The sequence below is a fragment of the Streptomyces sp. SID14478 genome, assembly GCF_010548525.1.
In the GTDB taxonomy this organism is placed as follows: domain Bacteria; phylum Actinomycetota; class Actinomycetes; order Streptomycetales; family Streptomycetaceae; genus Streptomyces.
The window spans coordinates 1-12,356 of sequence record NZ_JAAGMG010000143.1; the positions used below are offsets into that span (position 1 = coordinate 1).

The 12,356-nt window shown below is 71.3% G+C and carries 14 protein-coding genes; 9 read left to right on the forward strand and 5 right to left on the reverse strand.

Translation table 11 applies throughout. From position 1 onward, the window contains the following. Nucleotides 1-144 precede the first annotated feature (144 nt). Nucleotides 145-1,896, forward strand: coding sequence for a lysine--tRNA ligase (gene lysS / locus G3I40_RS05560; RefSeq protein WP_164301030.1), 1,752 nt, complete (start codon nucleotides 145-147; stop codon nucleotides 1,894-1,896). Nucleotides 1,897-1,968: 72 nt separating this feature from the next. On the opposite strand, the gene G3I40_RS05565 is transcribed toward lysS, so the two are convergent. The 3 genes from G3I40_RS05565 to G3I40_RS05575 form a co-directional block, all read right to left on the reverse strand. After that, nucleotides 1,969-3,252 carry a DUF2637 domain-containing protein gene (locus tag G3I40_RS05565; protein ID WP_343244839.1) on the reverse strand — a complete coding sequence of 428 codons (1,284 nt, stop codon included), beginning with the start codon at nucleotides 3,250-3,252 and terminating at the stop codon, nucleotides 1,969-1,971. Nucleotides 3,253-3,383: 131 nt separating this feature from the next. Beyond that, nucleotides 3,384-4,265 carry a DUF3558 domain-containing protein gene (locus tag G3I40_RS05570; RefSeq protein WP_164301032.1) on the reverse strand — a complete coding sequence of 294 codons (882 nt, stop codon included), beginning with the start codon at nucleotides 4,263-4,265 and terminating at the stop codon, nucleotides 3,384-3,386. A 160-nt stretch (nucleotides 4,266-4,425) separates the two neighbouring features. After that, nucleotides 4,426-5,292: a DUF3558 domain-containing protein gene (locus G3I40_RS05575; RefSeq protein WP_164301033.1), complete on the reverse strand. Its 867-nt coding sequence runs from the start codon at nucleotides 5,290-5,292 to the stop codon at nucleotides 4,426-4,428. A 194-nt stretch (nucleotides 5,293-5,486) separates the two neighbouring features. Here G3I40_RS05575 and G3I40_RS05580 point away from each other — a divergent pair, with 194 nt between their 5' ends. Both G3I40_RS05580 and G3I40_RS05585 read left to right on the forward strand, forming a co-directional pair. Next, nucleotides 5,487-6,680 carry an RtcB family protein gene (locus tag G3I40_RS05580; protein ID WP_164301034.1) on the forward strand — a complete coding sequence of 398 codons (1,194 nt, stop codon included), beginning with the start codon at nucleotides 5,487-5,489 and terminating at the stop codon, nucleotides 6,678-6,680. Nucleotides 6,681-6,747: 67 nt separating this feature from the next. After that, nucleotides 6,748-7,401 carry a class I SAM-dependent methyltransferase gene (locus G3I40_RS05585; protein WP_164301035.1) on the forward strand — a complete coding sequence of 218 codons (654 nt, stop codon included), beginning with the start codon at nucleotides 6,748-6,750 and terminating at the stop codon, nucleotides 7,399-7,401. A 34-nt stretch (nucleotides 7,402-7,435) separates the two neighbouring features. Here the strand turns inward: G3I40_RS05585 and G3I40_RS05590 are convergent, their stop codons facing one another. Next, complete coding sequence (locus tag G3I40_RS05590; protein WP_239091562.1) at nucleotides 7,436-7,900, reverse strand: hypothetical protein; 465 nt, start codon at nucleotides 7,898-7,900, stop codon at nucleotides 7,436-7,438. Between the two features lie 93 nt (nucleotides 7,901-7,993). Between G3I40_RS05590 and G3I40_RS05595 the strand changes: the two genes are divergently transcribed. From G3I40_RS05595 to G3I40_RS46395, 4 genes are read left to right on the forward strand one after another with little or no spacing between them, the layout of a single operon-like run. Then, a complete protein-coding gene (locus tag G3I40_RS05595) occupies nucleotides 7,994-8,329 on the forward strand; it encodes a YnfA family protein (RefSeq protein ID WP_164301036.1) in 336 nt (111 codons plus the stop codon). A gap of 51 nt (nucleotides 8,330-8,380) precedes the next feature. Continuing rightward, nucleotides 8,381-9,148, forward strand: a complete 768-nt coding sequence (locus G3I40_RS05600) for an SDR family NAD(P)-dependent oxidoreductase (RefSeq protein WP_164301037.1) — start codon at nucleotides 8,381-8,383, stop codon at nucleotides 9,146-9,148. After that, the gene (locus G3I40_RS05605; RefSeq protein WP_164301038.1) at nucleotides 9,138-9,359 is read left to right on the forward strand and encodes a hypothetical protein; all 222 of its coding nucleotides are present in this window, start codon (nucleotides 9,138-9,140) and stop codon (nucleotides 9,357-9,359) included. The genes G3I40_RS05600 and G3I40_RS05605 overlap by 11 nt, the downstream gene beginning before the upstream one ends. After that, entirely contained in the window at nucleotides 9,352-9,528 is a 177-nt protein-coding gene (locus G3I40_RS46395) for a hypothetical protein (protein ID WP_203643499.1), read from the forward strand. The genes G3I40_RS05605 and G3I40_RS46395 overlap by 8 nt, the downstream gene beginning before the upstream one ends. A gap of 33 nt (nucleotides 9,529-9,561) precedes the next feature. On the opposite strand, the gene G3I40_RS05610 is transcribed toward G3I40_RS46395, so the two are convergent. After that, on the reverse strand, nucleotides 9,562-10,377 hold the full coding sequence (locus G3I40_RS05610) for a helix-turn-helix domain-containing protein (protein WP_164301039.1): 816 nt from the start codon (nucleotides 10,375-10,377) through the stop codon (nucleotides 9,562-9,564). 215 nt (nucleotides 10,378-10,592) lie between these two features. On the opposite strand from G3I40_RS05610, the gene G3I40_RS05615 reads away from it, so the two are divergent. Then, on the forward strand, nucleotides 10,593-11,690 hold the full coding sequence (locus tag G3I40_RS05615; RefSeq protein WP_164301040.1) for an LLM class flavin-dependent oxidoreductase: 1,098 nt from the start codon (nucleotides 10,593-10,595) through the stop codon (nucleotides 11,688-11,690). Beyond that, entirely contained in the window at nucleotides 11,687-12,340 is a 654-nt protein-coding gene (locus G3I40_RS05620; protein ID WP_164301041.1) for a CE1759 family FMN reductase, read from the forward strand. The genes G3I40_RS05615 and G3I40_RS05620 overlap by 4 nt, the downstream gene beginning before the upstream one ends. The last annotated feature ends 16 nt before the right edge of the window (nucleotides 12,341-12,356 follow it).

Here is a 12,356-nt window from a genome sequence, read left to right on the forward strand (position 1 = left end):
CGCGCCGAGGGCGCGGCAGTCGCGCACGGCCCCCGGCCCGCCCCTTGATAAGGCGTTTTCGCTCAGCCCCGCCCGCCTGGGACAATGGCCGGAGCGCGGACAGCACCCGCGCCCCCGAAGACCGAACCGAAAGGCCCACCGATCGTGGCAGCCCAGAGCACTGGAACGGAGCCCACCGAGAACGCGGACTGGGTCTCCCGTTACGCGGACGATGTCATCGCCGAGTCCGAGCGTCGTGCCCCGGGCAAACCGGTCGTCGTCGCCTCCGGCCTGTCCCCGTCAGGCCCGATCCACCTCGGCAACCTCCGCGAGGTCATGACCCCGCACCTGGTTGCCGACGAGATCCGCCGCCGCGGCTACACGGTCCGGCACCTGATCTCCTGGGACGACTTCGACCGCTACCGCAAGGTCCCGAACGGCGTGCCCGGCACCGACGCCTCCTGGGCCGACCACATCGGCAAGCCCCTGACGTCGGTCCCGGCCCCCGCGGGCTCCGCGTACCCGAACTGGGCGGAGCACTTCAAGGCCGCCATGACCGAGGCGCTCGGCGAGATGGGCGTCGAGTTCGACGGCATCAGCCAGACCGCGCAGTACACGTCGGGCACGTACCGCGAGCAGATCCTGCACGCGATGAAGCACCGCGGCGACATCGACGCCATCCTCGACCAGTACCGGACGAAGAAGGCCCCGCCGAAGAAGCAGCAGCAGAAGCCGCTCGACGAGGCCGAGCTGGAGGCCGCCGAGGGCTCCGGCGCCGCCGACGAGGACGACGGCAGCGGCGGCGCGGGGGGCTACTACCCCTACAAGCCGTTCTGCGGCGAGTGCGGCAAGGACCTCACCACCGTCACGTCGTACGACGACGGGACGACGGAGCTGTCCTACACCTGCACCCTCGACGGCTTCACCGAGACCGTCCGGCTGTCGGAGTTCAACCGCGGCAAGCTGGTCTGGAAGGTCGACTGGCCGATGCGCTGGGCGTACGAGGGCGTCGTCTTCGAGCCGTCCGGCGTGGACCACTCGTCGCCCGGTTCGTCGTTCCAGGTCGGCGGCCAGATCGTCGGCATCTTCGGCGGGAAGCAGCCGATCGGCCCGATGTACGCCTTTGTGGGCATCTCCGGCATGGCGAAGATGTCGTCGTCCAAGGGCGGCGTCCCCACCCCCTCGGACGCGCTGCAGATCATGGAGCCGCAGATCCTGCGCTGGCTCTACGCCCGCCGCCGCCCCAACCAGTCGTTCAAGATCGCCTTCGACCAGGAGATCCAGCGGCTCTACGACGAGTGGGACAAGCTCAGCGCCAAGGTGGCCGAAGGCTCCGTGCTGCCCGCCGACGCGGCAGCGTACAGCCGCGCGGTCGGCACCGCCGCCGGTGAACTGCCGCGCACCGAGCGCCCGTTGCCGTACCGCACACTGGCCTCCGTCGCCGACGTCACCGCCGGCGACACCGAGCAGACCCTGCGCATCCTGTCCGAGCTCGACCCGGAGAACCCCGTCACGGACCTGGCGCCCGTGCGGCCCCGGCTCGACAAGGCCGAGGCCTGGATCACCAAGTACGTACCCGCCGAGTCCCGCACGATCGTGCGCACCGAGCCGGACGCGCAGGCCCTGGCCGCCCTCGACGACGCGTCGCGCGACTCCCTGCGCCTCCTCCTGGAGGGCCTGGACGAGCACTGGTCGCTGGACGGCCTGACGCACCTCGTCTACGGCGTTCCGAAGGTCCAGGCCGGATACCCGGCCGACGCCGGGCCCAAGGAGCTCCCGCCGGAGATCAAGACCGCCCAGCGCACGTTCTTCGCGCTGCTCTACGACCTGCTGGTCGGCCGCGACACCGGCCCGCGCCTGCCCACGCTGCTGCTCGCGGTCGGCGCCGACCGCGTCCGCAAGCTGCTCGGCGCGTAACGCCGAAGAGAAGGGGCGGCACCGGAGGATCGATCCTCCGGTGCCGCCCCTTCTCTTCGCGCTCTTCCGCCCTCAGGCGATGTGGTCCTCCATCAGCTCCGCGTTGTAGCGCGCCGAGAACTGGTCCGCGAACCGGTTCACGTCACGCGGTTCGAGACGGATGCCGAACGAGGCCTCGACGTCCGCGGCGAACCGCCCCGGCGTCGGCATCTCGCCGTCTATCGCCTGACGGTAGACCCGGTACAGGTCCTCCTCGGTGGGCGCCGGGGCCTGCGCCTCCTGGGTGCCCTCACCCAGCGGACGCGTCCCGCCGGCGCCGTTCGGCACGGGGAACTCGGGCTCCACGAACTCCGGCTCCGCGAACCCGGGCTCCACGAACTCCGGCGCGGGCTCGGCCGCGCGCGGGCGCGGCACCGGGATCTGCTGCGGCTGTTCCTCGTACCAGCCCTGGTGCTCCTGCTCGGGGACGAACGTGGGCGGCACGAAGTTCGGGTCGTAGTCGCCCTGGTACTGCTGCGCCTGCGGCGGCGTCGCGAACCACTGGCTCTGCGCCTCGGCAGCGGCCTCCACGGGCGTCGCCTCCAGCTCGGGCGCCTGCGCCTGCGGCTGCGGCTGCGGCTGAGTCTGCTGCTGTGCCACCGGCTTGGGCGCCGGCAGCAACTGCGGCTCGATGCCGGCCGCCGCGAGACCCTCCGGCGCGGTCTGCGCCAACGGCACCCCGTAGCGCGCCAGCCGCAGCGGCATCAGCGACTCCACCGGCGCCTTGCGCCGCCAGGCACGCCCGAACCGGGAACGCAGCCGCGCCTGGTACACCAGCCGCTCCTGCTCCAGCTTGATCACCGCGTCGTACGACCGCAGCTCCCACAGCTTCATGCGCCGCCACAGCAGGAACGTGGGCAGCGGCGAGAGCAGCCAGCGCGTGATGCGCACGCCCTCCATGTGCTTGTCCGCGGTGATGTCCGCGATCCGCCCGATCGCGTGCCGCGCCGCCTCGACGGCGACCACGAACAGGATCGGGATCACGGCGTGCATGCCGGTGCCCAGCGGGTCCGGCCACGCGGCCGCGCCGTTGAACGCGATCGTCGCCGCCGTCAGCAGCCACGCCGTCTGACGCAGCAGCGGGAACGGGATGCGGATCCACGTCAGCAGCAGGTCCAGCGCGAGCAGCACACAGATGCCCGCGTCGATGCCGATCGGGAAGACGTACGAGAAATTTCCGAAGCCCTTCTCCAGGGCCAACTCGCGCACGGCCGCGTACGAACCGGCGAAGCCGATGCCGGCGATGACCACCGCCCCGGCGACGACCACCCCCACGAGTGTCCGGTGCGTCCGTGTCAGCTTCAGTGGCGCGGCCACTCCAGTTCCCCTCCCAGTTCGGCATGTTGCGCCAACAGACTGGCACATGCGTGCGCAGGGCCGTGGACCGGTACGCGGGGAGCCCGGCACCCAAAAGGGGCCGGGCTCCTCAAACCGCGGGGAAACAGCGGCTACTTGTCCTTCGGATCGTCCTTCGCGTCGCTCTTGCCGGCACCCTTGTCGTCGGCCTTGTCGTCGGCCTTCTTGGAGGCCGAGGCGGAAGGCTTCGCCGACGAGGACTTCGACGCGGACGCCGACGGAGAGCCGCTCTGCGAGGAGCCCGAGCCCGCGTGCGAGACCGAGGCCACCGCCTCCTTCGCCGCCTTCTCCGCGTCCTTCGACAGGTCGTCCGCGTCCGGCGTCTTCTCGCCCGCGAGACCCGAACCGTTGTAGTTGACCGTCACCACCACGTTGTCCACGCGCGAGACGACCGTCTGCTGCTTGGACGTGACGTCCTTCTTCTTCTCCTTGTACGTGTTGTCGAAGCGCACCAGCGTCGCCTCGTCACCCGTACCCGACACCGGAGACGTCTTGACGCCCTTCGCGCCCTCCGTCGCCTGCGCGTCCTTGACCTGCTTCGCGTAGTACGCCGACGCCAGCTTGTCGCCGCTGCCCCGGTTCACATCCGAGTCGAAACGGACCATCGAGACATTCAGCCAGCGGAACTGGGAACCCTTGACACCGTTGTTGTCCAGGCTCGACCAGGAGCAGCTCGCCCGCGTCGACTCGTCGTCCGACGCCCCCGCCTTGCTGTCGCCCTTCGGGACCAGGTCACCCAGCGTCTTCTTCGAGACCGCCGAGCACGCCTGCGGCAGCTCCTTGTACGTCGCCGGGGTCACCTTCTTCGCCGCGCCACCGGCGGTCGAGGAGGGCGCCTTCGACTCCGATCCCTGCTTCGCCCCGTCGGCGGAGCCGGACCCCGAGTCGGAGGAACAGCCGGCCACGGCGAGAACCGCCGGCACGGCGGCTGCGCAGACGAGAGTGCGGGTGAGTCGCTTGGTCGGACGCTGCATGGTTCCTTCACTAGGACGCTGACAGGGGCACGGCCCGGACACGCGATGATCGAACGACCTTCACGAACCCGGTCCGGTGGGCCACCGTACGCCGAAGCCGACCCGCACGCCTCGACTTCCCCGCACCGGCAACGGCCCCCGACCGGCCTCCACCCACCGCCTATTCGCTGAACTTCCCGACCAGCGTCCGGGCCAGTTCACGTGCTGTGTCCTGCATTTCCTTGCTGTCGGGCGCCTGGCCCGGCGTCGTCGACTGCGCCACGTACTGGACGGTCACGAGCGCGTTGGACGTGCGGAACACCACAGTCACCGTCCGGCTCCGGGACGCCGTCGGCCCCGACAGCTCGTCGTCGACGAAGGCCTCGTCACCGAGATCGTCGAGCCGCCGCGGCTGCAGCTCGGCCGCGGACTGCGAGGACGACGGCGAGGGGCTGCCCGACCCGTCCGGGCTCTGCGACTGCCCCTGCGACGAGGACTCCGCATCCGAGCCCGAGCCCGAGCCCGAGCCCGAGCCCGAGTCCGCATCCGAGCCCGAGCTCGCGTCCGAGCCCGCCTCCGTCGACGACGGCGCCGGGAGGTCCGCCTTCAGCGCCTTCGCCGCGTACACGTCCTCGGCCTGCGAGTCGTCGCTCACCGACGCGTCGTACGACACCACCCGCTCGAAGTCCAGCATCAGCCGGTGCGTACCGTCCTGCGGCGAATCGTCCTTCCACCGGCAGCCCGACCGGCGGTCCGTGTCGTACGTGACCGTCGCCGTCCCCTCGTACGCCTTCTCCCGCTGCTCCTCGTCCGGCACGTCCTGGATGCCCGGGAGCATCGTGTCCAGCGTCCCCTTGTCGGGCTGGCTGCACGGCTCCGGCAGCGTCCGGTACCGGCCGGGCTTCGCCGCCGACGCCGAGGAGCTCACCTCGCCGGGCTTCGCGTCGTCGGTGGCGCCGCCGTCGTCGGAACTCCCGGTGCAGCCGGTGAGCAGGGCCGCCAGGAGCACGGCGACGCCCGGCACGTACGCGTACGACTTCCGCTGCACCGTAAGGGCTCCTCTCGGCGGGTTGCGCCTGGTTAATCGGTTGCCGCGACAGGGCCACCAGTGACGACAATGTCTATCGCACGCACCGCTGTGGACGCCGGTCCGGCATCCGATTCATGGATCTTGGCGCCAGTATTTGCGTTTCCCGACCTATATCCGAGAAGGGTCAAGCAGGCCCGCTTACGGGGGATTTCATGTCGTACGTAGAGGTATCAGGGGCGAAGGTCCCGATCCGCATGTGGGCGGACCCGGCATCCGTCGAGGACGCCGCGATGCAGCAGCTCCGCAACGTCGCGACCCTCCCCTGGATCAAGGGCCTCGCCGTCATGCCCGACGTCCACTACGGCAAGGGCGCGACGGTCGGCTCGGTCATCGCGATGCAGGGAGCGGTGTGCCCGGCGGCGGTCGGGGTCGACATCGGCTGCGGGATGAGCGCGGTGAAGACGTCACTGACCGCCAACGACCTGCCCGGGGACCTGTCCCGGCTGCGGTCGAAGATCGAGCAGGCGATTCCGGTGGGCCGGGGGATGCATGAGGACCCCGTCGACCCGGGGCGGCTGCACGGGTTCGGGACCGCGGGGTGGGAGGACTTCTGGGGGCGGTTCGACGGGGTTGCCGAATCGGTCAAATTCCGTCAGGGACGCGCCACAAAGCAGATAGGAACGCTCGGCAGCGGAAATCACTTCATTGAATTCTGTCTCGACGAGGCAGGTTCGGTCTGGCTGATGCTGCACTCCGGTTCCCGCAACATCGGCAAGGAACTGGCCGACCACCACATCGGCGTCGCCCAGAAGCTCCCGCACAACCAGAACCTCGTCGACCGCGACCTCGCCGTCTTCATCTCGCAGACCCCGCAGATGGCGGCGTACCGCAACGACCTGTTCTGGGCGCAGGAGTACGCGAAGTACAACCGCTCGATCATGATGGCGCTCTTCAAGGACGTGATCCGCAAGGAGTTCAAGAAGGCGAAGCCGGTCTTCGAGCCGGAGATCTCCGCTCACCACAACTACGTGAGCGAAGAGCGCTACGACGGCATGGACCTGTTGGTCACCCGCAAGGGAGCGATCCGCGCGGGCTCGGGCGAGTACGGGATCATCCCGGGCTCCATGGGCACGGGTTCGTACATCGTGAAGGGCCTCGGCAACGCGGCGTCCTTCAACTCCGCGTCGCACGGCGCGGGCCGCAAGATGAGCCGCAACGCGGCGAAGAAGCGCTTCTCGACGCGGGACCTGGAGGAGCAGACGCGGGGCGTGGAGTGCCGTAAGGACTCCGGCGTCGTGGACGAGATCCCGGGTGCGTACAAGCCGATCGAGCAGGTCATCGACCAGCAGCGTGACCTGGTGGAAGTCGTGGCGAAGCTCAAGCAGGTCGTCTGCGTGAAGGGCTGAACTCCCGCAAGGGCCCGAGCCGTTGCCGGCTCGGGCCCTTCGTCGTGCGTCGCGTAGCCTGCGCCCCGTGGACACCGGACCGAGCACCGACCGCTGGCTGGCCGATACGCGCATCTCCTACGACACCGTGGCCGCGAGCTATGCGGACCAGACGCGTCACCTGTTGGACGAGACGCCCGAGGAGCGGGCGGTCCTCGCGATGTTCGCCGAGCGGGTGCGCGCCGCCGGTGGCGGGCCGGTCGCGGACGTGGGGTGCGGTCCTGGGCGGATCACGGCCCATCTGCGCCGGTCGGGCGTGGACGCGTTCGGGATCGACCTGTCGCCCGGGATGGTCGAGGTGGCCCGGCGGGAGCATCCGGGGCTGCGGTTCGAGGTCGGTTCCATGACGGAGCTCGACCTCGCGGACGGCACGACGGCCGGGCTGGTCGCCTGGTACTCCCTCATTCACGTGCCCGACGGGGAGGTCGGCGCGGTCCTCGGGCAGTTCCGGCGCGTGCTGCGGCCCGGTGCGCCGCTGCTGCTCGCCTTCCACGTCGGTGACGAGTCGCAGCTGAAGACGCAGGGGTACGGCGGTCACCCCATGAACGTCCACGTCCACCGGCGCCGGCACAGCCGGCTGACCGCCTGGCTCGACGAGGCCGGGTTCGACGCCGAGGACCACCGGACTCTGACCTCGGCCGAGAGCAGGCTCGGTGGCCTTCTGCTCGCGCGCCGCCGGTAGCCGCTCGCGCGACAGCCCCGGGGCCTCCTGCCCCTCAGAAGTAGTAGGTGTCCCCGGTGTCGAGGACCAGCACCTCGTGGCGGTCGTTGTCCGGGTTGTGGTCGACGGAGCCGCCGCCGAACGCGGTCGCGATCCGGACGGTGACCTCGGTGGCCGCGGCGGCGAGGCGGACCCGGACGGTGAACGGCGTGCCGTAGGTGTCGGCGGGCAGGGCGCCGGTGCGGCAGCCGACGGTGCGCGGGCCGGTGCGCAGGCAGGCCGCGGGCAGGGTCTGGGCGTCGGCCAGCGGGGCGGACCAGGTGAGGCGGACGGTGGCGTCGGGCACGTCGGAGGGGCCGTGGTTCTGCGGGGTGAGGGCGACGGTGACCCGGTCGGCGGTCATGGTGATGCGGCCGTGGTGGGCGAGGTCGGCCTCGGGGGCGGTGTCGCCGGCGAGCGCGCCGGGCGCCGTGAGCGCGGTGGCCAGGGCGAGGGCGGTGGGGGCGAGGGCGAGCTGCATCGGGACCTCCTGCGGGCATGGGTGAGCGCCGGATCTGTTCCACGCGCCGGGACCTGCGACACCGTCCGGGGCCCGCGTGGCACCCTGTGGCGCATGCTCGTCGCCCGTTCCGTGTCCTTGTTCGTGCTGGCCGCCCTGTTCGAGATCGGCGGTGCCTGGCTGGTCTGGCAGGGGGTGCGGGAGCACCGCGGGTGGGTGTGGATCGGTGCCGGGGTGATCGCCCTCGGGCTGTACGGGTTCGTGGCGACGCTGCAGCCGGATGCCGAGTTCGGGCGGATCCTGGCGGCGTACGGCGGGGTGTTCGTGGCCGGGTCGCTGGCGTGGGGCGTGGTCGCGGACGGCTACCGGCCGACCCGCTGGGACGTGGTCGGCGCGCTGGTCTGCCTGGCCGGCATGGCCGTGATCATGTACGCGCCGCGGGGTGACTGAGGCGGCGACCTATCCTTGGCCGCAAGCGACCACACGTACGAGGAGCAGCCCATGGCCCCCGCAGCCGCATCCCGCATCGCCGTCATCACGGGCGCGAGCAGTGGAATCGGCGCCGCGACGGCGCGGCAGCTGGCCGCCGCCGGTTACCGGGTGGTGCTGACGGCCCGCCGCAAGGACCGCATCGAGGCGCTCGCGGAGGAGATCAACGCGGCCGGGCACCAGGCCGCGGCGTACGCCCTGGACATCACGGACCGGGCCGCGGTCGACGAGTTCGCGACCGCTTTCAAGACGGTCGGGGTGCTGGTGAACAACGCGGGCGGTGCGCTCGGCGCGGACCCGGTGGCCTCCGCCGATCCGGAGCAGTGGCGCCAGATGTACGAGACGAACGTCATCGGCACGCTGAACGTCACGCAGGCCCTGCTCCCCGCGCTGACCGCGTCCGGCGACGGCACGGTCGTCGTGCTGTCCTCGACCGCGGGGTTCGCGACGTACGAGGGCGGCGGCGGTTACGTGGCGGCCAAGCACGCCGAGCACGTCCTCGCGGAGACGCTGCGCCTGGAGATCGTCGGCACTCCGGTCCGGGTCGTCGAGGTGGCGCCCGGCATGGTGAAGACGGAGGAGTTCGCGCTGACCCGGTTCGGCGGGGACGAGGAGAAGGCGGCGAAGGTGTACGCGGGTGTCGCCGAGCCGCTGACGGCGGACGACGTCGCGGACACGATCAGCTGGGCGGTGACCCGGCCGCCGCACGTGAACATCGACCTGCTGGTGGTGCGCCCGCGCGCCCAGGCCTCGAACACGAAGGTCCACCGTGAGCAGTGACGGCGCGCCCCACGACGAGGCGGTGCGGCGGGCCCACGCCGCGATCCAGGAGTACACGCTGTCCGCGGAGGGCTGGCGGTCCTCCCCGAGCGAGACGCTGCAGCGGGTGCTCGCCGACCTGCTGCACTGGTGCGACGACACGCAGCGCGACTTCGACCGGGCGCTGGCGGTGGCGCGCGAGCGGCACGCGGCGGAGCGGCCGGATGGCTGAGCCGTCGGCCGAGGATCCGCTGGACGTGCTGCAGCGGGAGTACGACGAGCGGCGGCTCGCCCAGGAGAAGAAGGGCGAGCGGTACATGTGGTGGTACCTGGGCTACTTCCTCTTCGGGATCCACATCGTCGCGTTCGTGATGATCTACGCGATGAGCCACGCCGGTTAGGCCGGTCGGGCCGGTCGGGCAGGACGGGCCGGTTCAGGGCGTCGGGTAGGCGGTCGGCGGCACGCCCACCGTCGCGGTGAAGTCGCGTACGAGGTGGGCCTGGTCCGCGTAGCCGAGGTCGGCGGCGAGGGCGGCCCAGTCCGGGGCGGCCGCGGAGCCGGCCGCTTCGACGGCCTCGTGGATGCGGTAGCGCAGGATGCACCACTTGGGGCTGACGCCGACGTACGCGGCGAACAGGCGCTGCAGCGAGCGCACCGACATCCCCTCGTCCCGTGCGAGGTCGGCGACGCGGCGCATCCCGCGCTCGGCGCGGATCCGGGCGACGAGGCCGCGCGCGAGTTCGGCCTGGGGGTCGGGCCGGGCGGGCAGGAGCGGCAGCAGGTAGGCGTCGAGGGCGGCGATCCGGTCGCGGTCGTCGAGGTCCGGGCCGACGACGGCCCTCTCGTCGGTGCGGGGGAACACGTCCTGGTAGGGCAGGACGCGGCCGGTCCAGTCGGCGACCGGCACGTCCGGCACGAGCGGCCGGAACGCCCCGGGCCGGAACTTGGCCCCGCACACCCGGCCCAGGCCGCCGATCTTGCGCGTGTAGAGGCCGGGCGCGCAGACGCCGGTGAGCTCTCCGTAGGGCGGGCCTTCGGAGCCGTCCTCGCTGTCCCACTGGAACGTGAGGTGCAGGCAGGGGTGCGGGAGGACGTGCGAGGCGTAGGGCGCGGGCAGGTCCCAGTCGATGAACCAGTAGTTCTCGACGTACGGGCGCAGTGCCTCGGCGGGTTCGTGCCGGCGGAACCGCACGCGCGTGAGCAGCGCGGCCGGGTCGACGATCCCGCGGGTGTCGCGCTCCTGGGCCATAAGCGGATCGTACGGCGGGGCACTGACAGCGCCGCGTCTGTTCAAGGGGGGCGGGGCGGGTGGGCAGTCGTACGAGGTGGCCCGGGAGGTCGTGGGGGCGCTCGCGGACGCGGTGAGCGGGTTCGCGCCGGGCGTGCGGGGTCAGGAATACCTTGCCGTGGCTCTCCGTTCCCCGGGTATAGTTGAAGCATCAACAACCTCGGAGAGTGAGTCGCATGCAGTTCGGGATCTTCACCGTCGGTGACGTCACGGTCGACCCGACGACCGGACGCGCGCCCAGCGAGCACGAGCGCATCAAGGCGATGCTCGCCATCGCGCAGAAGGCCGAGGAGGTCGGGCTCGACGTCTTCGCGACCGGCGAGCACCACAACCCGCCGTTCGTGCCGTCCTCGCCGACGACGATGCTCGGCTACCTCGCCGCCCGCACCGAGAAGCTGACCCTGTCCACCTCCACGACGCTGATCACCACGAACGACCCGGTGAAGATCGCCGAGGACTTCGCGATGCTCCAGCACGTCGCCGACGGCCGCGTCGACCTGATGATGGGCCGCGGCAACACCGGCCCGGTCTACCCCTGGTTCGGCAAGGACATCCGGGACGGCATCGACCTCGCCATCGAGAACTACGCGCTGCTGCGCCGCCTGTGGGACGAGGACGTGGTGACGTGGAAGGGCAAGTTCCGCACGCCGCTCCAGTCGTTCACCTCGACCCCGCGTCCGCTGGACGGCGTCGCGCCCTTCGTCTGGCACGGCTCGATCCGCTCGCCGGAGATCGCCGAGCAGGCCGCGTACTACGGCGACGGCTTCTTCCACAACCACATCTTCTGGCCCGCCTCGCACACCAAGCAGATGGTGAACCTCTACCGGCAGCGCTACGCCCACTACGGGCACGGCACCCCCGAGCAGGCGATCGTCGGCCTCGGCGGCCAGGTCTTCATGCGCCGCAACTCCCAGGACGCGGTGCGCGAGTTCCGCCCGTACTTCGACAACGCGCCGGTGTACGGCCACGGCCCGTCCCTGGAGGAGTTCACCTCCCAGACGCCGCTGACCGTCGGCTCGCCGCAGGAGGTCATCGAGCGGACCCTGTCCTTCCGGGACTACGTCGGCGACTACCAGCGGCAGTTGTTCCTGATGGACCACGCGGGCCTGCCGCTCAAGACGGTCCTGGAGCAGCTCGACCTGCTCGGCGAGGAGGTCGTGCCGGTGCTGCGCAAGGAGTTCGCGAACAAGCGGGCCGCGGGGGTGCCGGACGCGCCCACGCACGCGTCCCGCGTCGCCGCCGAGTCGGCTTCTGTGGAAGGGAGCGCGAAGTGAGGCTCGTCGTCGTGTCGGCGGGGCTGAGCGTCCCGTCGTCGACCCGGCTGCTCGCGGACCGGCTGACGGCCGCGACGGTCGCGCACGTCGAGGCCGAGGTCGAGGTCGTCGAACTGCGGGACCTGGCGACCGAGATCGCCCAGCACTTCGTCACCGGGTTCCCGCCCGCCCGGCTCGCCGCCGCGCTCGACGCGGTGGCCGCGGCGGACGGCCTGATCGCCGTGACGCCGGTGTTCGCGGCCTCGTACAGCGGACTGTTCAAGTCGTTCTTCGACGTCATCGACAAGGACGCGCTGACCGGCAAGCCCGTGCTCGTCGGCGCGACCGGCGGCACCGCCCGGCACTCCCTGGTGACCGAGCACGCCCTGCGCCCGCTCTTCACCTACCTGCGCGCCCTCGTCCTGCCGACCGCCGTGTACGCGGCCTCGGAGGACTGGGGCGAGGAGGGGCTCGCCTCCCGCATCGCCCGTGCGGGCGGGGAGCTGGCGCGGTTCATGGCGCCGTCGGCGCGGACTCCCGACGTCGACACGAGCGCGGCGATCGCGCCCCGGTCCCTGCACGGCGCGATCACGACGGTGGACCCGGCGGGCGAGTACGGGGCCGACGTCGTCCCGTTCGCACAGCGGCTCGCCGCGCTGCGGGTCGACTAGGGCCGGGGTCCTGCGC

Coding starts and splice junctions, on each gene's coding strand:
- G3I40_RS05570 (WP_164301032.1), bottom strand. CDS start 4,265: ATGCAGCGTCCGACCAAGCGACTCACCCGCACTCTCGTCTGCGCAGCC.
- G3I40_RS05580 (WP_164301034.1), top strand. CDS start 5,487: ATGTCGTACGTAGAGGTATCAGGGGCGAAGGTCCCGATCCGCATGTGG.
- G3I40_RS05590 (WP_239091562.1), bottom strand. CDS start 7,900: ATGCAGCTCGCCCTCGCCCCCACCGCCCTCGCCCTGGCCACCGCGCTC.
- G3I40_RS05595 (WP_164301036.1), top strand. CDS start 7,994: ATGCTCGTCGCCCGTTCCGTGTCCTTGTTCGTGCTGGCCGCCCTGTTC.
- G3I40_RS05600 (WP_164301037.1), top strand. CDS start 8,381: ATGGCCCCCGCAGCCGCATCCCGCATCGCCGTCATCACGGGCGCGAGC.
- G3I40_RS46395 (WP_203643499.1), top strand. CDS start 9,352: ATGGCTGAGCCGTCGGCCGAGGATCCGCTGGACGTGCTGCAGCGGGAG.
- G3I40_RS05610 (WP_164301039.1), bottom strand. CDS start 10,377: ATGGCCCAGGAGCGCGACACCCGCGGGATCGTCGACCCGGCCGCGCTG.
- G3I40_RS05615 (WP_164301040.1), top strand. CDS start 10,593: ATGCAGTTCGGGATCTTCACCGTCGGTGACGTCACGGTCGACCCGACG.